Origin of the sequence: Anaeromusa sp., assembly GCF_028691475.1 — a bacterium.
Lineage (GTDB): Bacteria > Bacillota > Negativicutes > Anaeromusales > Anaeromusaceae > Anaeromusa.
This window is the reverse complement of record NZ_JAQUZF010000002.1, coordinates 54,511-76,858: the sequence shown is the minus strand read 5'-3', so window position 1 is coordinate 76,858 and position 22,348 is coordinate 54,511. Positions and strand designations below refer to the sequence as shown.

General features: G+C 52.0%; 23 protein-coding genes and 1 riboswitch. Of the genes, 1 reads left to right on the top strand and 22 read right to left on the bottom strand.

The annotated features are described in order from the left end of the window. Positions 1-77: 77 nt before the first annotated feature. Positions 78-263: a 4-oxalocrotonate tautomerase gene (locus tag PHF27_RS01005; RefSeq protein ID WP_018703216.1), complete on the bottom strand. Its 186-nt coding sequence runs from the start codon at positions 261-263 to the stop codon at positions 78-80. 50 nt (positions 264-313) lie between these two features. Next, a complete protein-coding gene (locus tag PHF27_RS01000; protein WP_300064976.1) occupies positions 314-1,024 on the bottom strand; it encodes a VTT domain-containing protein in 711 nt (236 codons plus the stop codon). Between the two features lie 176 nt (positions 1,025-1,200). Between PHF27_RS01000 and rpmB the strand changes: the two genes are divergently transcribed. Next, positions 1,201-1,392 (top strand): 50S ribosomal protein L28, encoded by a 192-nt coding sequence (gene rpmB / locus PHF27_RS00995; RefSeq protein WP_018703218.1) that lies wholly within the window; start codon positions 1,201-1,203, stop codon positions 1,390-1,392. Positions 1,393-1,636: 244 nt separating this feature from the next. Here the strand turns inward: rpmB and hslO are convergent, their stop codons facing one another. The 20 genes from hslO to priA form a co-directional block, all read right to left on the bottom strand. Continuing rightward, positions 1,637-2,536 (bottom strand): Hsp33 family molecular chaperone HslO, encoded by a 900-nt coding sequence (hslO, locus tag PHF27_RS00990; protein ID WP_300064972.1) that lies wholly within the window; start codon positions 2,534-2,536, stop codon positions 1,637-1,639. A gap of 24 nt (positions 2,537-2,560) precedes the next feature. Further along, positions 2,561-3,112, bottom strand: a complete 552-nt coding sequence (yfcE, locus tag PHF27_RS00985; protein ID WP_300064970.1) for a phosphodiesterase — start codon at positions 3,110-3,112, stop codon at positions 2,561-2,563. A 91-nt stretch (positions 3,113-3,203) separates the two neighbouring features. Continuing rightward, positions 3,204-3,668, bottom strand: a complete 465-nt coding sequence (gene ribE, locus PHF27_RS00980) for a 6,7-dimethyl-8-ribityllumazine synthase (RefSeq protein WP_300065000.1) — start codon at positions 3,666-3,668, stop codon at positions 3,204-3,206. After that, positions 3,662-4,885, bottom strand: a complete 1,224-nt coding sequence (locus tag PHF27_RS00975) for a bifunctional 3,4-dihydroxy-2-butanone-4-phosphate synthase/GTP cyclohydrolase II (RefSeq protein WP_300064998.1) — start codon at positions 4,883-4,885, stop codon at positions 3,662-3,664. Before PHF27_RS00975 ends, ribE begins: the two co-directional genes overlap by 7 nt. Before the next feature lie 23 nt (positions 4,886-4,908). Beyond that, complete coding sequence (locus tag PHF27_RS00970) at positions 4,909-5,571, bottom strand: riboflavin synthase (protein ID WP_300064968.1); 663 nt, start codon at positions 5,569-5,571, stop codon at positions 4,909-4,911. After that, the gene (gene ribD / locus PHF27_RS00965; protein ID WP_300064966.1) at positions 5,540-6,676 is read right to left on the bottom strand and encodes a bifunctional diaminohydroxyphosphoribosylaminopyrimidine deaminase/5-amino-6-(5-phosphoribosylamino)uracil reductase RibD; all 1,137 of its coding nucleotides are present in this window, start codon (positions 6,674-6,676) and stop codon (positions 5,540-5,542) included. The genes PHF27_RS00970 and ribD overlap by 32 nt, the downstream gene beginning before the upstream one ends. Positions 6,677-6,793: 117 nt before the next feature. Then, positions 6,794-6,924: riboswitch (FMN riboswitch) on the bottom strand. A 43-nt stretch (positions 6,925-6,967) separates the two neighbouring features. Continuing rightward, entirely contained in the window at positions 6,968-7,624 is a 657-nt protein-coding gene (gene rpe / locus PHF27_RS00960) for a ribulose-phosphate 3-epimerase (protein WP_300064964.1), read from the bottom strand. A gap of 5 nt (positions 7,625-7,629) precedes the next feature. Next, positions 7,630-8,517: a ribosome small subunit-dependent GTPase A gene (rsgA, locus tag PHF27_RS00955; protein ID WP_300064962.1), complete on the bottom strand. Its 888-nt coding sequence runs from the start codon at positions 8,515-8,517 to the stop codon at positions 7,630-7,632. A gap of 24 nt (positions 8,518-8,541) precedes the next feature. Next, positions 8,542-10,458, bottom strand: a complete 1,917-nt coding sequence (gene pknB / locus PHF27_RS00950; RefSeq protein WP_300064960.1) for a Stk1 family PASTA domain-containing Ser/Thr kinase — start codon at positions 10,456-10,458, stop codon at positions 8,542-8,544. A 15-nt stretch (positions 10,459-10,473) separates the two neighbouring features. Continuing rightward, the gene (locus PHF27_RS00945) at positions 10,474-11,886 is read right to left on the bottom strand and encodes a penicillin-binding transpeptidase domain-containing protein (RefSeq protein WP_300064958.1); all 1,413 of its coding nucleotides are present in this window, start codon (positions 11,884-11,886) and stop codon (positions 10,474-10,476) included. After that, positions 11,876-13,138 carry an FtsW/RodA/SpoVE family cell cycle protein gene (locus PHF27_RS00940; protein ID WP_300064955.1) on the bottom strand — a complete coding sequence of 421 codons (1,263 nt, stop codon included), beginning with the start codon at positions 13,136-13,138 and terminating at the stop codon, positions 11,876-11,878. The genes PHF27_RS00945 and PHF27_RS00940 overlap by 11 nt, the downstream gene beginning before the upstream one ends. Then, positions 13,135-13,863, bottom strand: a complete 729-nt coding sequence (locus PHF27_RS00935; RefSeq protein ID WP_300064953.1) for a Stp1/IreP family PP2C-type Ser/Thr phosphatase — start codon at positions 13,861-13,863, stop codon at positions 13,135-13,137. Before PHF27_RS00935 ends, PHF27_RS00940 begins: the two co-directional genes overlap by 4 nt. A 7-nt stretch (positions 13,864-13,870) precedes the next feature. After that, positions 13,871-14,383 (bottom strand): FHA domain-containing protein, encoded by a 513-nt coding sequence (locus tag PHF27_RS00930; protein WP_300064951.1) that lies wholly within the window; start codon positions 14,381-14,383, stop codon positions 13,871-13,873. Further along, a complete protein-coding gene (locus PHF27_RS00925) occupies positions 14,373-15,122 on the bottom strand; it encodes an FhaA domain-containing protein (RefSeq protein ID WP_300064996.1) in 750 nt (249 codons plus the stop codon). The genes PHF27_RS00930 and PHF27_RS00925 overlap by 11 nt, the downstream gene beginning before the upstream one ends. Before the next feature lie 5 nt (positions 15,123-15,127). Continuing rightward, positions 15,128-16,189 carry a 23S rRNA (adenine(2503)-C(2))-methyltransferase RlmN gene (gene rlmN, locus PHF27_RS00920; RefSeq protein ID WP_300064949.1) on the bottom strand — a complete coding sequence of 354 codons (1,062 nt, stop codon included), beginning with the start codon at positions 16,187-16,189 and terminating at the stop codon, positions 15,128-15,130. Continuing rightward, positions 16,186-17,532 (bottom strand): 16S rRNA (cytosine(967)-C(5))-methyltransferase RsmB, encoded by a 1,347-nt coding sequence (gene rsmB, locus PHF27_RS00915; RefSeq protein WP_300064947.1) that lies wholly within the window; start codon positions 17,530-17,532, stop codon positions 16,186-16,188. Before rsmB ends, rlmN begins: the two co-directional genes overlap by 4 nt. Positions 17,533-17,540: 8 nt before the next feature. Further along, positions 17,541-18,320: a DUF116 domain-containing protein gene (locus PHF27_RS00910; RefSeq protein WP_363320028.1), complete on the bottom strand. Its 780-nt coding sequence runs from the start codon at positions 18,318-18,320 to the stop codon at positions 17,541-17,543. An 18-nt stretch (positions 18,321-18,338) separates the two neighbouring features. Beyond that, positions 18,339-19,283 carry a methionyl-tRNA formyltransferase gene (gene fmt / locus PHF27_RS00905; RefSeq protein WP_300064943.1) on the bottom strand — a complete coding sequence of 315 codons (945 nt, stop codon included), beginning with the start codon at positions 19,281-19,283 and terminating at the stop codon, positions 18,339-18,341. Next, positions 19,280-19,744 carry a peptide deformylase gene (gene def / locus PHF27_RS00900; protein WP_300064941.1) on the bottom strand — a complete coding sequence of 155 codons (465 nt, stop codon included), beginning with the start codon at positions 19,742-19,744 and terminating at the stop codon, positions 19,280-19,282. The genes fmt and def overlap by 4 nt, the downstream gene beginning before the upstream one ends. A 123-nt stretch (positions 19,745-19,867) precedes the next feature. Further along, positions 19,868-22,285, bottom strand: a complete 2,418-nt coding sequence (priA, locus tag PHF27_RS00895) for a primosomal protein N' (RefSeq protein WP_300064939.1) — start codon at positions 22,283-22,285, stop codon at positions 19,868-19,870. Between the last annotated feature and the right edge of the window lie 63 nt (positions 22,286-22,348).

The window sequence follows — 22,348 nt, the reverse complement described above, 5'->3', positions numbered from 1 at the left end:
TTCTCCTTGCATATATATAAGTATAAAGGAAAGGCCCTTTCTTGTAGAAAAGGCCTTTCCTTTCGCTCGCAGCGTTTTTATTGATCGGCCCGCAATTTGCCGCCTTGACCCAAGTTTTCTTTCGGCATATCCCGCATAATGATGGTTACTGCCGAAGTAGGACAAGCCGCGGTTTCGGAAATGGCTTCCGTTACCCGTTTAACCAGTTCCCGCTTCTGTTCGACTGTACGCCCTTCAATCAAATCAATCTGTACGATAGGCATTATAAAACCCTCCTCTGCTAATTTTGCCGAATGATATCAGCAAATATAAACTATTCTATTCGCCGTGGAACAGTAATATCCTTTTCCTGTTCCGATTTTCTTTGGCGGCGCTTGCGCCACCATAAAGCTCCATACACTGCTATAACAAGTAAAATTACTGCAATAAGGCGTCCCATGTTTTCGCCGGCAAAAGCTAAGTCATGACCTAACAAGACTTTAATAACCACCGGCGGCAGCTTGCCGATAACCGTGGCTAAGAAAAAGTCTCTTACCGACATGGCGCTAATGGCGGCTACAGCCGTAATGATGCCGGAAGGCGCCAACGGCAAAAGTCTAGCCGCAAGCAACGCTTTAAAGCCGTTCTTGGCGCTATACGCATCCACCTGTTTTAAATAAGGGCTTTTCGATATCCAGCCCGCCACTATATCTCGAAAAAAGTAACGAGCAAAGACGAACATAACCACAGCGCCCAAAACTTCACCGAGCCAGGAAAGAAGTATACCCCAGTAGAGACCAAAAACAATACCTGCCGCACCTGATAAAATCATGAAGGGAAATACAATTGTAAAGGTCATTACCACAAACAGAACCAGCGTCACCAACACCGCCGTAGCCGTGCCGAAAGAGCGCAAGTACTCCGCCAGCGCCGCAATATCGCCTGTTTCAATAATTCCATAGGCATGCTGAAAAAATTCAGGCTGCCATAAATAAACGCCTGCCGCCATGGCTGCGACTACAAACCATCCTATAATTTTCCCCATTTTTACCCTTCTCTTTCAATATCGTTTTACTTCTCTTATCTTATCATATTTCCACCAGGCGCGACGAAGATTTTTATCACCCGCACATCTTGCAATGATCCTTCCACTGTGCTACAATATTTTTGTTATAGATAGCTACAGAAATTTTGTCTCTTGACATAAAGGAGGTGGAAACGATGGCCAATGTTTGCGAAATTTGCTCCAAGGGTGAAGTTAGCGGCTTTAACGTCAGCCACTCCCACTTGAAAACCAAGCGCACCTGGAAACCCAACATTCAACGTGTGCGAGCTGTAGTAAACGGAGACATTAAACGGGTCAACGTTTGTACTCGTTGCTTACGTTCCGGAAAGGTGCAACGCGCCATCTAAGGTGTTGTTGCCTTAAATAAAAGCGGAGCTGGATTATCCAGCTCCGCTTTTATTTTTTAGTTAAAGGGAACGTGACACAGAGTAACTGAGTAACAGAGAAAAGCCAGAGGGTTACGATACAGCTTATAAAATCCATTAGCCGTTCTTCTCTTGCGCACCCTCACTCTACTCCCTATACTCCTGTTTATAATCCGTTACCTGGTTCTTCTCATGCATACCCTCACGTGACTCCCGCGACTCTTGTTCAATCTTCTCCGCGATCTTCTCCGTGGCCTTCCCCTGCAGCCTCAAGGCGCAGCTCTGCTAAAGCCTTGCTGTCAAAACTATATTTTTCCGTACAAAAATGGCAGACAATCTCGGTTTTCCCTTCTTGCTCCATAGACGCCAATTCTTCAGGTCCCAAGCTGATCAGCATGGCTTCCACTTTCTCGCGAGAACAAGGGCAGGAAAACTGCAGTTCCTGGCGGTCATGAATTTTTAAAGGCAGTCCTTCCGTCAAGGCTTGCAACAACTTTTCCGCTCCTTCTTCTTGGAGCAGCACGGTCGAAACCGGCGGCAGCTTGCGCAGGTTTTCTTCTAGTTTGGAAATTTCCTCGTCCGTCGCTTCCGGCATCGGCTCTACGAAAAAGCCGCCTGCTGCTTCCACCTGCAAGTCTGTCTGAATACGCACGCCCAAGGCTACGCTGGAAGGCGTCTGTTCCGAAATATACAAATACTCGGTAATGTCTTCCGCGATTTCACCGCTCACCAAAGGACTTGTACCGGTAAAAGGCTGCTTCAAATTGGTAAAACGCGTCACAAACAACTGTCCCTGGCCTACGCCAGCCCCTACCGGCAGCTTGCCTTGCTCGTTTAAAGGAAGATCCGCCAAGGGATGCGTCACATAGCCGCGGACCATGCCATTACCATAGGCATCGGCCACCAACTCGCCCAAAGGGCCGTCGCCTTGCACCCGTACGGTGATGGCTTCATTGGTTTTGAGTTTGGCCGCCAAAAGCAAGCCCCCTGTCATCAACCGCCCCAAGGCGGCAGTAGCCAAAGGAGACAGCTGGTGGCGACGTCTAGCCTCTTCGGTCAGTCCAGTAGTTACTGCCGCAAAAAGACGAATACCTCCGGCAGTAGCGCGCAATAAATAATCTGTCATAACTTTTTCTAGTTCCTTTCCGGCTTACAACGCCATGGTCTGATAAATTTCTCCCGTATCTACATAGCGAATCGAAAGACTGCCATTTTCCAGCACTGCAAAAGTACCGCGTTTTTCTAGCGTTTTCGGCATGCATGGCGATCCTGGATTTAAGAAAATGCAAGCGTCTTTTTTCTCCAGCACCGGCAAGTGAGTATGGCCTTCAATAAAAAGATGAACTTTATATTTCTTAGCCAGCGCTTCTTTTTCCGCAACAGATTGCCGATGTCCGTGAGAAAGCAAAATCCGCAGCCCTTCCCACTGGACAAACGCAAAGGGGTTTTGAATTGGCGCTTCCAATACCATGCCGTCTACTTCCGCATCACAATTTCCAGCGGCAAACACCAGCGGTACCGGACAGGAATTTAGTTCTTTGACCAATTCCGCCGGCTGATACTCAGCGGGAATCGTATTACGCGGACCATGGTACAGTACATCGCCAGCATGAAGAATCAAGTCGGCATCCTGCAAAAATGAAAAAACTCTGCGCCATGTATGCACACAGCCATGAGTATCACTAACTATGCCAATTTTCATATGCGTTCCTCCCCTCTTTTTAGGGGCACGGAAGGGAAGGCAAGGGATTCACTCCCTTCCTTCCCTTCCTTTGCCATATACAGAACCTTACTTAGATCGCTTTAATCAGATTAGCCATTTCCATAGCGGCCATAGCGGCATCAAAACCTTTATTGCCGGCTTTGGTTCCGGACCGCTCAATAGCCTGTTCAATAGTATCGGTCGTCAGTACGCCGAACATGGTCGGCACGCCGCTGGCAAGGCCTACATGAGCCACGCCTTTGGAAACCTCGGCGCAAACATAATCATAATGGCTGGTGCTGCCGCGAATAACCGTTCCCAGGCAGATAATAGCGTCGTATTTTTTGCTTTCCGCCATTTTTTTCGCAATCATCGGAATTTCAAAGGCCCCTGGAACCCAAGCTACGTCAACAGCGTCTTCATCAGCGCCATGGCGTTTTAAAGCGTCTAACGCGCCTGCAAGGAGCTTCGAATTAATAAATTCATTAAACCGGGCTACTACAATGCCTACCCGCAGTCCTTGTGCTGAAAGCTGTCCTTCTATTGTCTTCATGATTGTGCCTCCTCTTTCGTTTGAAATTGTTTGAGCATATGCCCTAATTTTGCTTTTTTCACAGACAAATAGCGTTTATTAAAAGGATTGGAGTGAATCTCCAAAGGAACCCGTTCGGTGATGGTTAGACCGTAGCCTTCAAGACCAACGCGTTTGCGGGGGTTGTTGGTCAATAGGCGCATGCTGCTAAGTCCCAAATCGGACAAAATCTGCGCTCCTACGCCGTAGTCTCGTTCGTCGGCTTTAAAGCCTAAAAGCAGATTGGCTTCCACCGTATCTTTTCCTTGATCCTGCAAGGCATAGGCTCTCATTTTGTTAGCTAAGCCAATGCCGCGCCCTTCTTGGCGCATATAAAGCAGCACGCCTTCGCCAGCGGCTTCGATGGCTTTCATAGCGGCTCCCAGTTGGTCGCCGCAATCGCAGCGCAGCGAACCCAGCACATCTCCTGTAAGACATTCGGAATGCACCCTTACAAGCACATTTTCTTTGCCTTTAATGTCTCCCTTGACCAGAGCCAAGTGGCACTGCTGATCCAGTGAGCTTTCGTAAGCAATCAATTGAAACTCGCCATACTTAGTAGGCATGTTCACTTCCGCTACGCGCTCCACAAAAACTTCGTTCTTTTTACGATACCGGATCATGTCTGCAATGGTGACAATTTTCAAGCCGTGCTTTTGTACAAATTCCATGAGCTGAGGCGTTCTGGCCATAGTACCGTCTTCATTCATGATTTCACAAATTACGCCTGCAGGATATAAGCCTGCCATTTGCGCGAAATCAACGGCGGCTTCCGTATGGCCGGCACGGCGCAGTACGCCGCCGGAAACAGCCCGCAACGGGAAAATATGACCTGGACGACGCAAATCTTCCGGTTTGGTAGCCGGGTCCAGAACCTTCAAAACGGTTTGCGCCCGTTCCGGAGCAGATATGCCTGTTGTTGTCTCCACGGCGTCAATGGACACCGTAAAGGCAGTACAATGGTTATCCGTGTTTTCGGAAACCATGGCGCAAATTCCCAATTCATCCAAACGCGCACCGTGTACAGGCATGCAGATGAGTCCGCGTCCAAAGGTCGCCATAAAGTTAATGGCTTCAGGCGTAACCTTCTCGGCCGCCATCAACAGGTCGCCTTCGTTCTCTCTATCCTCGTCGTCAACAACCACCACAATTTTTCCTGCCCGGATGTCTTCAATGGCTTCTTCTACTGTATTGAAATGAATATCCATGTTTTTTCCTCCTCCGCTTATCCGCCAAAACCATGCTGCTGTAAAAATTCCATCGTTAACCCGGATGACGCTTGCTTTTTTTCATCACCATTTTGCAAACCCAAGAGCTTTGCCACATACTTGCCAAGCACATCGGCCTCAAGATTGACTTTGCTGCCAGTTTCTTTTAGCCCTACGGTTGTTAAGGATGCTGTATGGGGAATTAAGGAAACGCTGAACCAGTCAGTTCCATAGTCAACAATTGTCAAACTGGTGCCATCAATAGCAATAGATCCTTTGGCAATGATATAGCGCATTACCTCCGGCGGCGCTTCAATGGTAACCACTATCGCATTGTCGCTGCGCTCCTTGCTGCGGATTACGCCGACGCCATCGACATGGCCGCTCACAATATGACCGCCCAAACGATCCCCAAGACGCAACGTACGCTCCAGATTTACCACATCTCCAGGCTTAAGCTCCGCCAAAACGGTGCTGCGCACCGTCTCTGGCATGACATCCGCCGTAAAAGATCGCTGCGTATATTCCACAACCGTCAGGCAAGTGCCGTTAACGGCGATACTATCGCCCAGCTTTACATCCTGCAATACAACTTGTCCTTCAATCGTCAGACGCGCTGACTTGGTTCCCTTGGTAATGGATTTGATTTTACCCAATTCTTCCACAAGTCCGGTAAACATCGCGGCCCTCCCTCGTGGCGACATACGCGCTAATCCATAAGTCGTTGCCTATATTTTTTACAGTTAACTCTTCCAACGGCACCGCCTGATCCATTAAGGAGCAACCCAGACCGCCGATAGGTCCAGGTGCTTCACAGCCGCCAATCAACTTGGGCGCCATGAAGAAGTGCACCTTGTCCACGACGCCGGCGCTCAGAAAAGAGCCATGCACCGCAGAACCGCCTTCTACAAAAATGCTTGTCAACTGCCGCTCCTGCCGCAAGTGAAGGCATAACGCTCGGATATCAACACCGCCTCGTTCGTCTGCAGGCAGCACGATGACCTCTGCTCGCTCCTGCAGAGCGGCTACACGCTCTTGCGGCGCTGCCTGGGTCACCGCGATCCAAGTAGGAGCTTCGCCGTCGCAAAGCAGCTTGGAATTCAGCGGCAACCGCCCTTTGGAATCAAGAACAATGCGGATCGGATTGCGTCCTCCCTCAGGCAGACGCGTCGTCAACTGCGGGTCGTCGGCAATGGCCGTACCGACGCCTACTAAAATGGCGTCGTACTCGTTACGCAGGCGATGCACCTCCAGTCGGGCCGCCTCGCCGGTAATCCATTGAGAATGACCGGTATGGCTGGCAATTTTACCGTCCAAAGTCATCGCCGCCTTCATAACCACAAAGGGCATACCTGTAGAAATCCCTTTAATGAACACTTCATTTAAAAGCGCCGCTTCACACGAAAGCAGTCCTTCTTCCACTTCCACGCCCGCCTCACGCAGACGTTGACTGCCACAGCCTGCCACAAGAGGGTTGGGGTCGGTCATGGCCATAACCACCCTACGCACGCCGGCTTGAATAATCGCTTCTGTACAAGGTCCTGTGCGGCCTTGATGGCAGCAGGGCTCCAGCGTCACGTACAAAGTGGCGCCCTTCGCCAATTCACCGGCTTGCCGCAAAGCATGAATTTCCGCATGGGGCGTGCCAGCCTGACGGTGCCAGCCTTGGCCCACAATCTCACCGTCACGCACAAGCACCGCCCCGACCATCGGGTTGGGACTTGTCCTCCCCCTGGCGTACGATGCCAGAGTCAGAGCGTGACGCATGTATTCTTCCTCTCGCAAATAAATCCCTCCTCCGGCGCTTCCGCACAGAAAAAGGCCGCAAACCGGAAACCCGGCTACGACCTTTGAGCGCAGAGAACAATCCGGGAAAGAAATCATGTCTTCTTTCCTGGAAATCATCGCCTTTTCTCATCCAGACTATACTGTCGGCTCCGGAATGCAACCGGATCTGCCAAAATGGCTCGCGGGCTCAACCGCCGGTCAGGAATTGAAGGAATCTTCCTTCTCACCTTGCCCCAAAGGCCTGTATGAACTTTTCTTGTCTTATGGTACCACCAAATGCGTTAAGAATCAAGCCCCTCGCAGAGAATGAATCGCATTTGCCATGTCCGGCGCCTTATATACAGCCGAACCGGCTACCAAGACGGTAGCGCCAGCCGCAATTAACTGCGCCGCATTGTCCGGTGTTACACCGCCGTCTACTTGAATGTCAGTCTTGAGCCCTTTTGCATCCAGCATTTGCCTCAATTTGCGCACCTTCTCCAGACTGGACGGAATAAACGCTTGACCGCCAAAGCCCGGGTTGACGCTCATGAGGAGCACCATGTCTAGATCAGGCAGGATTTCCTCCAGCAGGCACAAAGGCGTGCTGGGATTGAGGGAAACCGCCGCTTTCAGGCCTGCTTCCTTAATTGCTTGAATAACGCGATGCAGATGCGGCGCCGTCTCGAGATGCACCGTCAAAATATCAGCCCCTGCCTTAGCAAAGTCGGCTATATAATTTTGCGGCGCTTCCACCATGAGATGTACGTCAAAAGGCATTTTCGTCACTTTGCGCAGGCAAGATACAACAGGCGCGCCAAAGGTCAGATTCGGCACAAAATGTCCGTCCATCACATCAATATGAACCCAGTCCGCCCCGGCCGCTTCAATGGCCGCTACTTCCTCGCCTAACTTGGAAAAGTCGGCGGACAATATCGAAGGAGCTATACGCACTGTTTGCTTCATAATTATCAATATCCCTTCTTGGCCTCGCGAATTTGGCCGAAAATTTGCTGATACGATTCATAACGGCAGGCGGCAATAGCGCCGTCCGCCACAGCCTGCTTCACTGCGCAATCCGGTTCTGCCATATGCAGACAGCCGTTAAAGCGGCACTGTCCCAAATACGGCTGCATCTCAGAAAAGCAAGCCTCCAATTCCCGCTCGCCAATTTGCGCAAATTCGGTTTGACTGAAACCCGGCGTATCCACTACATAGCCGCTCCGGTCCTCAAGGGGAAGCAGCATCGCAAAGCGGGTAGTATGACGCCCCCGGGAAATTTTGCGGCTCAGTCCGCCTGTTTCCAGCGAGAAGCCCGGATAAAGGCGGTTAAGCAGTGTAGATTTGCCAACGCCGGAAGGACCGGCAAAAGCGGTAATGCGTCCCTGCAGGCATGCCATCAGCGCCTCCAGACCATAACCGCTTTGCGCCGAAAGGGCAAACACCCGGTAGCCCACCTGTCTGGCGTATAAATCATATAGGGGCTGCAGATCCTGTTCAATATCCGAGTCATCCACCTTGTTAAAGCATAAAAGCGGTGAAAATCCCGCATGCTCGCATAACACAAGGAAACGGTCAATCAAAACCGGGCTTGGCGCAGGATTGGTGGCTGCAAAAACAAGTACCACCTGATCTACATTGGCTATAGGCGGACGAATTAGGCAGTTGCGGCGCGGAAGAATTTCTTCGATGACGCCGCTGCCGTCTTCTAGCACATCCTTAAATACAACATGATCGCCCACCAGGAGAGAAAAACGTCCTTTTTTAAATTTCCCCCGCAAGCGGCAAGGAACTTCCCTGCCGTCTTCCGCCTGCACGTAATAATAACTATTGTAGGCTTTAACCACTATGCCCTTCATCAAGCCCTCCTCATTCTGTACACCCTATGGAGTCTGTTCCTGCAGCAAATTACCATTTACATAAATTTGAACCTTCATTGAACCGCTGCCCTCTACGGTTTTCTCAATTCGGTCACCCGGTTTATGCACGCTTTCATAAACAATGCGCCGGCCGCTACTGTCGGTCACTGCAATCTGCACGGCTTGACGCTGCGGCCCGCTGGGCACAGTAAACTGTACGGCGCTGCGATGGCTGCCGCCTCCGCTTCGTCCTAACGTCACATCAATATAGCTTCCTTCCGCAGCTTCGCTTCCAGGAGCCGGATTTTGCAACGTAATAACGCCGGAAGAGCCGCTTTCTTCAGCCACCTTGCCCAAGGATAATTTAACAGCACTCAGCTTCGCCGTGGCATCGGGAACCGAAAGCCCTCGAATATCCGGCACGCTGACTTTCTTTTTATCATCCCCTTTGCTGACAACGATGTCCACAGGTGTATTTTTAGCCACCTGCGCCGGCGGGCGCGGATTTTGCGAAACAACCGAGCCGGCAGGCACGTCAGTACTGGCTTGTTCGGTAATACGCCCCACTACGAGGCCGGCGTTGCGAAGCTGCAGCTCCGCGTCGCTGCGGGATAAGCCTCGCAAATCAGGTACAATGGCCATATCGCCGCCCTTGCTGACAAGAAGCGTAACCATGCGCTGTTCCTTGACAACCGCCCCGGCTTCCGGATACTGTGAAATGACTTGCCCCGGCGGTACCTTGGGATCGTACGATTCGGAAATACTGACGCGGAGATTCAAATTCATAAGAGCGTTCTTAGCTACGTCTGCCTGTTGTCCTACTACACTAGGCACGGTAACTTCGCTGCTGCTCCAAAATTTCCCGTAAGCCATGAATGCCCCGGTGCCAAAGCCAATCAACAGCAGCATAACCAGCGCAAAGATCAGATACGGCGTCCGCTTCTTGGCCGGAGGCTTGCCGGAAGGTTCCGCAAAACCTCGTTTGAGACGCATCGTCTCATTCCGATGCAAGGCGCCCAAATCTTGTTTGACTGTGGCAGAGCGATCCTGCGGTCCCTGCCAGTCCATCGGCGTTAACAGCTGGGTAGCAAATTCATCGGCAGGACGATCTCCATCCCGCTCCAAAAGGCCCAGGGCCAGCCGTAAGTCTGCCAGCATATGCCCGGAGCTTTGGTAGCGTTCCGACGGCACTTTGCGCAAGGCTTTTAGGACGATGGCTTCTATCATGGGAGGCAGATCCTCGCGGCGCAAACCGGGAGAGTCCGGTTCCTGCTGCAAATGCTGCAAAGCGATGGCTACCGGCGATTCTCCTTGGAAAGGCAAGGTTCCTGTGAGCATTTCATACAAGACAACGCCCAAAGAATAAATATCCGACTGCGCGCTAACCGGCAGTCCTTTGGCCTGCTCCGGCGAGAAATAATGTACCGAACCGAATACCGTCCCAGTATGGCTCATCGTCGTCGAAGTAACCGCGCGGGCAATGCCAAAATCCGTTACCTTCACCCGGCCCCCAGGCTGAATTAGAATGTTGTGCGGCTTAATGTCGCAGTGTACTAATTGGTGTTGATGGGCGTGATCAAGAGCTTCGGCGATATTGGACGCCACCTGCAGCGCCTGCGCCAAAGGCAGCGGCGCATGCTGCTGAATTTCTTCTTTCAGCGTCCCGCCGGAAACGTATTCCATAACAATATAGTGAGTATCTTGGTCACATCCCACATCATACATGTTGACAATATTCGGATGGGACAGTTTAGCCGCCGCCTGCGCTTCCCTGCGAAAACGGCTGATGAATTCCTGATCGTGAGTAAATTGCTGGTGCAGCACCTTGACGGCAACAGGACGTTCCAAAAGATTGTCCTGAGCGCGATATACCGTAGCCATGCCGCCGCCGCCAATTTTCTCCAACAGTTTATAACGATGAGCCAATATGCGGTTCACCATTGAAGCTCCACCTCCTTAGCGAAATGCAGCGCGAAATACTTGTCGCGCAATCGGTGCAGCAACAGCGCCGCCGCTGCCGCCGTTCTCTACAATTACAGCAATGGCTACGGTTCTTTTGCCTTCTTGGGCAAAACCCATAAACCATGCATGCGGTTTTCCATGAGGGTTTTCAGCCGTACCGGTCTTGCCGCCTACAACCAAGCCGCTAACAGCCGCTGCGCCGCCGGTTCCGTCTTGAACCGTCAGCAGCATCATCCGCCGCACTTCCTCGGCGGCAGCGCGTTGCTCCAGCGTCAGCCAAACCTTGTCTGTAACGAAAGACAAAGGCAAGCCATTGCGCGCAATAATCTGCGACAGCAGCCGAGGCTGCGGCAGTAATCCCTGGTTGCTGTAGCCAGCGGCCAGCATAGCCATCCGCAGCGGCGTTACCACTAAATCTCCTTGACCGATTCCAGTTTGCGCCAGCTCGCCTGGCGTCAATTGTGAAAAATTCGGCGTTCTAGGCGCATTTTCCTCTAAAAAGCTGCCTAAAGGCCGGAAAAACCCTTGATGTTCCAATGCATGCTTCATACCGTCCCGGCCCAAAGCAAGAGCCAGCGAGCCAAAAGCCACATTGCAAGACTCCGCCATCGCCTGACGCAGCGTCAATTTTCCATGCGCCTTGCCATTGGCTTCGGTCATTTCATAATCGCTGCCAATACGCAAGTGACCATCGCATTGAAACGTCGTATTAGCCGTCGCCTTGCCGGAAGCCAACGCTTCGTAAGCGGTAACGGTTTTAAAAATCGATCCAGGAGGATATTGTCCATACTGGGCCCGATTTAAAAGCGGCGTCTCCTCCTGATTTTGCAGCGAACTCCATTGCGCATCTAAGCGATTCGGATTATAGGCGGGCCGACTGAGCATAACAAGAATTTCACCGCTTTGGGCATCTAGAAGTACCACGCTGCCCCGGCGATTGCCCAGAGCTTCATAGGCCGCTTCCTGCAAGCGGGCGTCCATGGTTAAACGCACATCATTGCCAAGCGCCCCGCCGTGCTGTATCGCTTTCAACAAGCCTTCCCAACGACGGTCAGACGTCATGTGTCCAGACAGCTCGTTAGTATACTGCAGTTCCGCCCCGCTTTGTCCATAACGCGGATGCGTGTAACCGACCGCATGGGCGGTGACAGCCCCATAGGGGTAGTACCGGTACCAAGAGCCGTCGTCCTGACGGCGCGATTCCGCCAGCACTTCCCCATGACGGTCCAAAATACGCCCGCGTTCTTCTAGCTGCGTTTCACCGCCGCGGCGGTTTAGAGGATGTGCGGACAATTCGTCCGCTTGAAATAACTGCACATAAGCCAAGCGTCCTAAAAGCAGCAAAAACAAAAAGAACAGAAAGAAAAAAGTATTGCGAATCATCCGGAACAAGTCATCATTCTTCATGATTGCCGCTCCTTTCCGACAGAGCGGCCAAAATGCCTAAAAGAAGGAAGTTAGAAACCATGGAACTGCCGCCGTAGCTTAAAAAGGGCAGTGTAATTCCCGTAAGCGGAAACGCTTTGATAACGCCGGCCAAGATGAGCAGCACCTGTATGGCCATATTGAAAGCTAAACCGCCTCCTAAGAGCAGTACAAAAGGCTCCCGTGAACCGCGCACCGTCCAAAAAGCTCGAAAAATCAGCAGCAAATAGACGCACAACACGCCTCCAGCTCCAACTAAGCCCCATTCTTCGCCAATGGCGGCAAAAATAAAGTCGGTATGCACTTCGGGAATCATCGCCGGATAGCCCAGAAAAAGGCCGGTTCCCAAAATATGTCCCCACCCTAAGGCAAACAAGGATTGCACTATCTGATACCCGCGCCCGGTCGCATCCGCCCAAGGATCGAGCCAAATATCCACCCTCGTCTGAATGTGCCCGTAAAAAGTATAGCAGGCAACCGAGCCTAGCAGAAACAAGGCAAAGCCTACCACCAACCAGTCCCACTTGCCGCTGGCCCAATACAACATAACCAAGGCAATGCTGTAATAGAGCAAGGCGGAGCCTAAATCGCGCTCCACCACCAGCACCAGCATGGACATCAGCCATACGCACAGTACAGGCGCAATAAAGCGCCCCCTTGGTAGACGAAAGGGACCGATGCGAACGAAGTTTTGACAAAGCAATTCGCGCCGTTCCGATAGATAAGCAGCAAAGAAAATAATTAAAAACAGTCTGGCAAATTCTGCCGGTTGAAACCGAATAGGCCCCAAAACCACCCAACTGCGGTGCCCGTTGATATCCACGCCGAAAATCACAGCTGATACCAGCAGAACCAAGCCTATCAGACCGCAGGTGTATTTGTAGCGCTTCCAAATATGGATCTTTTGAAAGCTGTAACGCGCCAAAAAGAACGCCGCCAGCCCGCAGCCAATCCATACGGCCTGAGAAGTAACCAAGGCCGGCTTGAGACGTCCCAATAAAATTAAGCCCATTGAACATAGAAAAGCAGGAAAGATAAGATATAACGCTTCCCAAAAGCGTAATAAGCGCTGAGAAAGAAAAAAAGCGCCTGACACCGCTGCGGCGATCCCCAGCAATTGCGGCAGTTTGGCTTTACCATCAGGCCAATACAGACTGAGCAGCAAAAAGCCGCAAAGCAAAAACAGAGCGTTAAACAGCAACAACCGGCTTTCGGCCTGCATTAATTGCTTCATGACGCATCAACCTGTCCCACTTCCACTAAAATGGCGCTGATATTGTCATGGCCGCCAGCGTTATTGGCTGCAGAGATCATTAGATCCACTCTTGTTTTTAAAGACTCATCTTTATGTTCCGCCAGCAATTGCTGCAGTTGCTTTTCGTCAACTAAACCGCTAAGACCGTCGCTGCATAAAAGCAGATAGTCTCCAGCTTTTAGCTCCACCATGCCTACATCGGCTTCTATTTTCTCCTGTGTTCCCAATGCTTTTGTCAAGACATTACGCCGCGGATGATGTCGCGCTTCTTCAGCGCTAATACTGCCGGCGCGCACCAGTTCCCAGACCAAGGAGTGATCACTCGTGATTTGCTGCAGCTGTTCCGCACGGTATAGATACAGGCGGCTATCGCCGATATGGAGCCAATACGCATGAATCCCTTCCAAATAGACAGCGCTCAGTGTTGTGCCCATGCCGGCTAAACGCTCCCTCTTGCGGGCCTCTTCATACACAGCTTCGTTAGCGGCGCAAGCTGCGGCAGTCAGTTTTTCCGGCCAAGAACCGTTGCCTTGGTCTCGATTTAAAAACTCTTGAAACGAAGCCAACGCCAGTTGGCTGGCGATTTCCCCCGCCGCATGTCCCCCCATGCCGTCGGCTACGGCAAAAAGAGGAGCGCTTACCAGCAAGCTGTCCTCGTTCTTTTCCCGTACAAGTCCGATATCGCTGTTGCCAAAAGCCTTCACGTCTTGCTCACCTCTCAAATTGGAAGACCACGGAACCAACCTGAATCCGGTCTCCTGTTTGCAATACCACATCTCCTTGTGCGGTTTGCTCGTTCACACGCGTTTGATTTGTACTGCCTAAATCGGTTAACACATAGCGTCCTTCCGGGTAACGGGTAATGGAAGAATGCTCATAAGAGACAAAAGGATCATTTACAACAATATCGTTATGCTCGCCTCGTCCAATGGAAAGCGACGCACGAACAGGAAACACCGTTTGCCTAAGAAGCTGCTGCGCATCATCAATAACCCGTAATTGCGCTCCGCCGGAAAACGTTTTTTCTTTTTCCAGAGGAACACCCGTACGCAGCCTGCTGCCGCGCACCAGCTCTCCCATCAGCCGGAGCAGCCGAAACAAAAAAATCAGCAGTAAAAAAAGCAAGGCGTATTGCAGCAATGTCGAAAATAGCGCTCCCCACACAGACGGCTGAAACAACGATTGCCAGTCAAATTTCAACCATGCAGGCAAATTAGCGGTCATTGTTTTCCACCTCATAACGCAGCACCGTATGACCGATGCGAACTAAATCGTCAGGTTCCAACACTTGCCTCATAATGCGATGGCCATTAACAAAGGTGCCATTAAGACTTTTCGCATCATAAAGAATATGACGATTATCTTCCCACTGGACATAGGCGTGCAACCGGCTGGCATTGCGATCTTCCAGCGGGATTTCATTTTGCTCCCGCCGCCCCATATTGACGCGGCCGTCAACGCAGAGAAACCGCTTGCCTGCGCCAGGGCCCTCATGAATGCATAAAGAAGCAAGAAGCGAAGCGCATTTTCGAGACGACAACAACGACTCCCCTGAAAGAGCTTGAAATACCCTAGTACAGCCTTCTTCCTCTTGGGTCTCTGCTTTAGGGACTTTTTGCACAACCACTTTAAACATTCCTGAAGCTAAAACCTCAACCGGATCCAAAAAAATAGGCATATCGCGCTCAACTTCCAAATTCCTGTCGACAGCCTCCTCTAAAAGGCGCCTAGACAACCAGGCCATTACCCCTTCCGGCATTGATTTTTGAGGTTTTTGCAGCTGCTCGTAATCTTCCTGCGAAACTTGAATGTGAATTTCTTCCAACAAAAAGCCCTGCGTCTGCTCTTCTTCCAGACGTTTAACCAGAGCCAGCAGCAATTCAGCCGGCTGCAACTGGCTGGCCAACTTGCGATTAAAAAAACCTTCAATGCCAGTTTCCAAAAAACTTTCGAAACGGCGCATTAGTTTCACGATTCTTCCTCCTTGGCGCTTTCGTTGCGATTTTGGTTGCGCAACTGCCCGCAAGCCGCCTGAATGTCTACGCCCCGTTCCCGGCGTACCGTAACGGCAATGCCGCGAGTCTGCAAAACTTGCGCAAAGGCTTCGATACGCTGCGGCGACGGCCTAGCAATCCCTCTCTCCGCCACGGCATTGACAGGAATCAAATTCACATGACACAAGCGTCCGCTCAGCAGCACCGCTAACTCTTCCGCTTGTTGCTGCGAATCGTTCCAATCTTTCATTAGCGTATACTCATACGTAATTCGACGCCCTGTGGCTGCCGCGTACGCATCAGCCGCCGCCAGCAGCGACTGTAACGGATAGGTTCGGTTCACAGGCATGATTCGCGAGCGCAGCTCATCATTAGGCGCATGCAAGGAGATCGAAAGCGTTAACGGCAGCCCTTCTTGACACAGCCGCTCCATCGCCGGCACAACACCGCAAGTGGAAAGAGCCATATGCCTATACCCCAGCCCCAATACTTCCGGATCATGACATAGCTGCACAAAGCGCAAAACTTCTTCATAATTGTGCAGCGGTTCGCCGGAACCCATAATAACAAAACTGTGCAGCCGTCCAGCCTGCAGCCGATTCAGCTCGCGCTGAGCAAAAAGAACCTGCGCCAGCATTTCCGCCGCTGTTAAATTGCGCTCCAACCCATGCAGGGTAGAGGCGCAGAACACACAGCCCATGGCGCAGCCCGCCTGCGAAGAAACGCAGAGGCTGTAACCGTAAGGATGGCGCATCAGCACCGTTTCCACACGAATGCCATCGGCAAAACCCAAAAGGTATTTGCGCGTTTCTCCTGCTGCATCGGCTTGCTGCGCAACTAACTCCGGCCAGCCAATTTGAGCCTGCTCCTGCAAAAAAGCACGCTCTTTTTGTGAGATATTGGTCATCTCGGCAAAAGAAGCCGCACCTTTGTTATATATCCATTCCAGGATCTGCTTGCCTCTGTACTTTTTTAAGCCTAGGGAAAGGGCAGCCGCTTCCGCCTGCTGCCGGGACAGTCCTAAAAAAGAAATCATACCGCCACATCCTTTACCTTGCGCAGCCGGCAAAGAAAGAAGCCATCCGTGCCGTCGATATGCGGCCAAAGCTGCACCATTGGTTCTCCCTGCCGCGGCACAGGCAACAACGAACCTGCGTCTTCCAGTTCAAACTCCGGATGCCGCGCCAAAAACCATTCTATAGTTTGGCGGTTTTCCGCCGGTTCCACCGTGCAGGTACTGTAAACCAAGATACCGCCTACCTTTAGGGCAGGAGCCGCACCTTCGAGAATCTCACGCTGCAATATCGTCAATTCCTCAATTTGGCTAATCTCCTTGCGCCAGCGAGCGTCCGCCCGTCGGCGCAGCACGCCGAGCCCCGAACAAGGGGCGTCCACTAACAGCCGATCCGCTTGAGCTGGCCAAGTCTTGCCAATATCCCGCGCATCCAGACAGCTAGGATGAATAACCTGCAACCCCAACCGATCGGCATTGTCTTGCAGCAAATCCATTTTATGAGCGTGAACATCGCAGGCCCAAATCGTTCCTTTATTTTGCATACGCTCCGCTAAATGCGTCGTTTTCCCGCCTGGCGCGGCACAAGCGTCAATAATGGTCTCTCCCGGCTGCGGCGCCACTACGTGCGCTACCAGCATGGAGCTTTCATCCTGCACTTGGTATAGCCCTTCCCGAAAAGAAGCCAGCGACGTTAAAGGCGGCGCCTCTAGCAGCAACAGTCCTTCCGGCGCTAGCAAGGATGGTTCGCAGCGTACTCCTTCCTCCGCCAGACGAGCTTGCAGCGCCTCGCGGCTGATGCGTTGCAGATTGGTTCGTATTGAGAGCGGCGGCGGCTGGTTATTAAAACGGCAAAGCGCTTCTGTGGCTTCAAAGCCCAGTTGCGCCAACCAGCGTTCCACCAGCCAGCGCGGATGCAGATGCCGCAAAGACAGGTACCCAGCCGCATCATCCGCAGCGTCAGGATACGCTATTTTTTCCGGCTGCCGCAGCAAAGACCGCAACACGCCATTGACAAAACGAGCCACGCCGATGTGGCCGTTGCGTTTTGCCAGCTCCACCGCCTCATTACAAGCGGCAGAGGGAGGTATGCGGTCTAAAAACAAAAGTTGGTAAACGCCCATACGCAAAATATCCCGGATGACCGGGGTCAGTTTGCTCAAAGGACGATTCAAAAAATGACTTAACGCCCAGTCTAACGTTCCCTGGGCTTTCAGGGTCCCATACACAAGTTCTGTTACAAGACGCCGATCCGGTCCGGACAGTTCTCGCTGCTTCGCCAGTTCTTTCGCTAAAGCGATATTGGCATAGGCGCCGCGAACCGTGACGTCTTGAATTACTTTTAAAGCAACCGCTCTGGCATTCATGCTATCATTCAGGCCTTTCTTCCATTCGTATCAATAAATTGCAGCACCGCCTGCTCAACCGCAGACATTTGCACCTTGGTATTACAGCAGGGTCCATAAGGACGCTCGTTCAAAACACCAATAACCGGCAAGGGAAACACATCCTGGATGCCACTGGTCAAATCCCGTTCACAAGCAATAGCCAACACCGCCCGCGGCCGCAGCGTCTTAATTACTTTGCGCGCCAAGGTGCCCCCTGTAACAATGGCTACATGAACGCCGTATTTCTGAGAAAGCCGCAGCAAATCGCCCACCTGGCAGCCGCCGCAATCCTTACAGTTGGCAATGTCGCGAGTAATCTTATGCGGGCAAGTATCCAACTGAATGCAATGAGGAGTTAGAATCAACAGCTGCTCCGGCTTAACCTTGACGTGTTTCTGACGAATCAATTGATTGCTGACTTCAATGAAGGACCGTTCCACCCGTTCCTTATTCACATCCAGCAAGCGTCCCAAAAACGTCGCCAAGGGAAAGAGTATGTTAATAACCGTCCAAGCTACGCCTTTGAAAATACCAAAGGTCGGCAGCCCCAGTAAAGCCAAAATCACGCCCATAACGCTTAAAGCCCCCACTGCCAGCACCAACAACAGCAGCGCTCCCAAAAGGAGCGGTAAATGCTGGCTGATGGACGACAGGCCCGGGGCGCTGACCTTCCACAAACCATAGGTAGAAAGAGCGGCCACAACCAGGCTGGCCAAAAGCAAGGCCAAAAACAAACGCTTTTTAGGTCTGGTCATGACTTGCATCATCTCCATCCATCTTCCTCCTTATACCAGCCTGTCTCCAGGCTGCAGGGAATAACCGCAGGCGCATTCCGAAGCTTTCATGCGACGTTTATTCTCCGGCTGCACTTCCAACAATTCCAATAAACCATCGCCTGTTTCCACAACAAATCCTTCTGCAGACAAACGGGCGATACGTCCAGGAATTGCTCCCACGGCAGCAGTTTCTTCGCAAACGCGGCTTTTCCAAACTTTCAGCCGTCCCCCTGCATACCGGCAGTAAGCTCCCGGCCAGGGCGATAGCCCCCGAATACGATTATGCAGTTCCTGCGCCGAACGAGTCCAGTCCAATTGCTCTATGTCGGCCTTTAAAAGCGGCGCATACGTTGATACTGCATGATCCTGCTTGGTACGAGGCGCCTTGCCGTCCGCTATCAAAGCCAGCGTTTCCTGCAGCAAAACGGCCCCTTCTTGCATCAACTGATCATGAATCTCTCCGGTAGAAGCATCTTTAGAAATAGCAATCTCTTTTTTGAGAATCATATCACCTGTATCCAGACCTTCATCCATATACATGGTGGTCACGCCGGTCTTCTCTTCTCCTTGCATGACCGCCCAGTGTATCGGCGCCGCTCCCCGATAATACGGCAGCAGCGAAGCATGCACATTAACACAGCCAAGAGGCGGAATGGCCAAAATGGCAGGAGAAAGAATCTGCCCAAAGGCCACAACTACCATCACATCTGGAGCTAGCTCCTGCAGCACTTGCTCAAATTCCGGCGTTTTGATTTTTTCCGGCTGCAATACTTCCAGGCCGTGTTCAACTGCGCAGGCTTTTACCGGTGAAAAAGACAACTTGCGTCCGCGTCCCCGAGGCCGGTCCGGCTGCGTGATGACCGCCGCCACTTCGTGTCCTGCCGCCAGCAGCGCTTCTAAGCAAGGCGCCGCGAAATCCGGGGTTCCCATAAAAACAACACGAAGAGACTTCATGACGAAGCCCCCTCTTTTTGCAGCGAATCTGCCTTTTCCACGAACAGCACGCCATCCAAATGGTCCATTTCATGCTGCAACGCTCTCGCCAAAAGGCCGCTGCCCGTTACGCGGATTTTCCGACCGGAGCGGTTCAACCCTTCCACTACGACCTTTTCATAGCGCTCCACTTGCCCAAAAACGCCGGGCACGCTTAAGCAGCCCTCCAATCCTTTCTGACAGCCTTCCTTTTCTAAAAGCACCGGATTAATTAACTCAATTAAGCCTTCGCCCACATCAATAACAACGATTCGCAATTCTACGCCCACCTGTGGCGCAGCCAAACCAACGCCATCTGCTGCATTCATGGTTTCCGCCATATCGTCCAGCAGCTTCTTGATTTTTCCGGTAACTTTTTCCACCGCCTGGCATTGTTTTTTCAAAACAGGATCGCCAGCTCTGCGTATTTCTAGAGTAGCCATTGTGGCCCCCTCCTTTTTACACTTGATAGTACTTCGCAATATCTTATTGTATCATAATCAGGTTAAAAACTCCATGAACAGTATCTGACATCTCTGCCAAAGCGGACCGATTTCGGGCTGTTTCTATAATACATGCAACGGATCCACATCAATCGTAATCTGAGGATCCCCTTCAATGGATAATCTACATAAAACCTCTTTCACGACCTCCGACTGCCGACACTTTAAAAACAACTGCATACGAAACAAATTTTGAATTCTTGCCAATGGCGCCGGGCAAGGCCCCATGATATCTGCAGCCTCTTTAGGCAGCTCCGCTTTTAAAATATCCGCTACCTGCGCGGCTTTACGCTGTGCCGGCAGTTCTTCCTCCACAGCGATTGTCAAGGAAATCAAGCGCGAAAAAGGAGGATATCCCAAGGCTTTGCGAAAAGACCGTTCTTCCTGACAAAAGCGCGGAAAATCTTGCTGCTGCGCCGCTGCGACAGCATAATGCTCCGGATTATAAGTCTGCACCACTACATTGCCGGCTTTTTCTCTTCTCCCAGCCCTGCCTGCAGCCTGGGTAATCAAGGAAAACGCCCTCTCTGCAGCCCGAAAATCAGGTAAATGAAGGGAGCTGTCAGCTGCAATCACTCCTACAGCCGTTACAAAAGGCAGATCATGGCCTTTCGCCACCATTTGCGTTCCCAGTAAGATATCATAACGCCGCTCGCGAAAAGCCGTTAAAATATCTTCGTGCGCATGTTTGCGCCCTACTGTATCCTGGTCCATACGGGCAATTCTCGCCTCCGGCCAATTGCGCCGCAATTCTTCTTCTAATTTTTGCGTACCGCTGCCAAAAAAACGAATGTAACGGCTAGAGCAAACTGGACAAACATCGGGTACATGCTCTTGGTAATCGCAATAGTGACAGCGCAGTATTTTGGCGGATGCATGATAAACCAGCGAAACGCTGCAATGCGGGCATTCCATGGTATGGCCGCATTCTCTGCACATGACAAAAGTGGCGTAACCGCGGCGATTCAGGAGGATAATGGCCTGCTCTTGCTGCCTTAAAGCCGCATCTAAAGCCGCCTGCAGCTGACGCGAAAGAATTTTTCGGTTCCCCCTCTTCAGCTCCTGCCGCATATCCACAATGGCCACCTGCGGCAGCGGAGCTGCCGTAGCCCGCTCCGGCAGCTCGAGCAGCATCCCTTCTTGGCTTGAAGCGCGCTCATATGTTTCCAGGGATGGGGTTGCACTGCCCAAAAGCAAGACCGCCCCGGTCTGCCGGCAGCGCTCTCTCGCCACATCACGAGCATGGTATCTCGGTCGTTCCTCCTGTTTATAAGCGCCGTCATGCTCTTCGTCCAAAATCACCAGTCCCAAGCGATGCGCCGGCGCAAAAACAGCCGAACGGGCGCCGATGATTACGCCTGCCTGGCCGCCGTGAATACGATCCCAGGCGTCCAGACGCTCCCCTTCGGAAAGACGGCTGTGCCAGACAACAACCTGATGTTCCCCAAGAACCGCGCGAAACCGCCGCACTAATTGCCCTGTCAAGCCAATTTCCGGCACTAGAACAATAGCCTGCCGATTGCTGCGCAGCACCTTGCGCACAGCCTCTAAATACACCCGCGTCTTACCGCTCCCGGTAACGCCGAAAAGCAAAAACTCCTGGCTCTCTTTTCCGTCTAGTCCCTCGGCAATCGCTGCCATCGCCTGCTGCTGCGCCGCATTTAGCGGCTCTAATTCGCTTTCGCCCTCGCTCAAATAGCTGTCCTGGCGATACACACGCCGTTCCTCACGTCGAACCAGACCTGCTTCAGTCAATGCCTTCAGCACTCCCAAACTAATGCCCCTTTGAGCAAGCTGAGAACGTTGAATAAAAGGATGCTCCCACAGCCATTGCAAGGCCGCCGCTTGGGCTTTCTTGCGTTCCAAACCTCGCAGCGCCGCTTCTCGCTCCTCTGCGGAAAGTTCTTGGGCCAGCCAAAGAGACTCTGTTTTCTCCTGTGTTCGCCGCCGCCCTTGCCAATAGCTTTCCGCCAGTCCCTGACGGCACCAGCGGCGTAAAATGCGAACGCCATCTTCTCCCGCCTGTTGGCAGAAACCTTTTTCCGTCCAGGAGCTTCGCTCCTTAAACAAATTCCAAAGCGCCAGTTCCTCTAAAGAGAAACCTTCCGGCTCCGCTTCACCGGCACAATATATTCGTTCCGTACGCACGCTGCGCTTGCCTGGCACAAAAAGGCGCAGCGCCTCGGCCAAAGTGCATAAATAATAGCGGCTGAGCCACTGAGCCGTGGACAAGGCCGCTTCATCAAACCAAGGTACTAGGTCCAGACAAGCGTTAATTTCTTTCCAGTTGCTTTCTTCTTCCTGCGGACAGCTGCGCACCTGCCACACAAATCCCTCTTCCAGCCTGGCTCCAAAAGGAACCAACACACGGCAGCCTCGCTGAACTTCTTCCCTCAATGCAAGGGGAACCGCATAGGTAAAAGGTTTTTCCACCCGCCTGGCGGCAATATTCACAAGTACATCCGCCACAACTGTTTCCATCGATTCATCCCTTTCACCCATTGTCGTTATATATCTAGTATAGTGGAAAGCGCCTGGAGATGC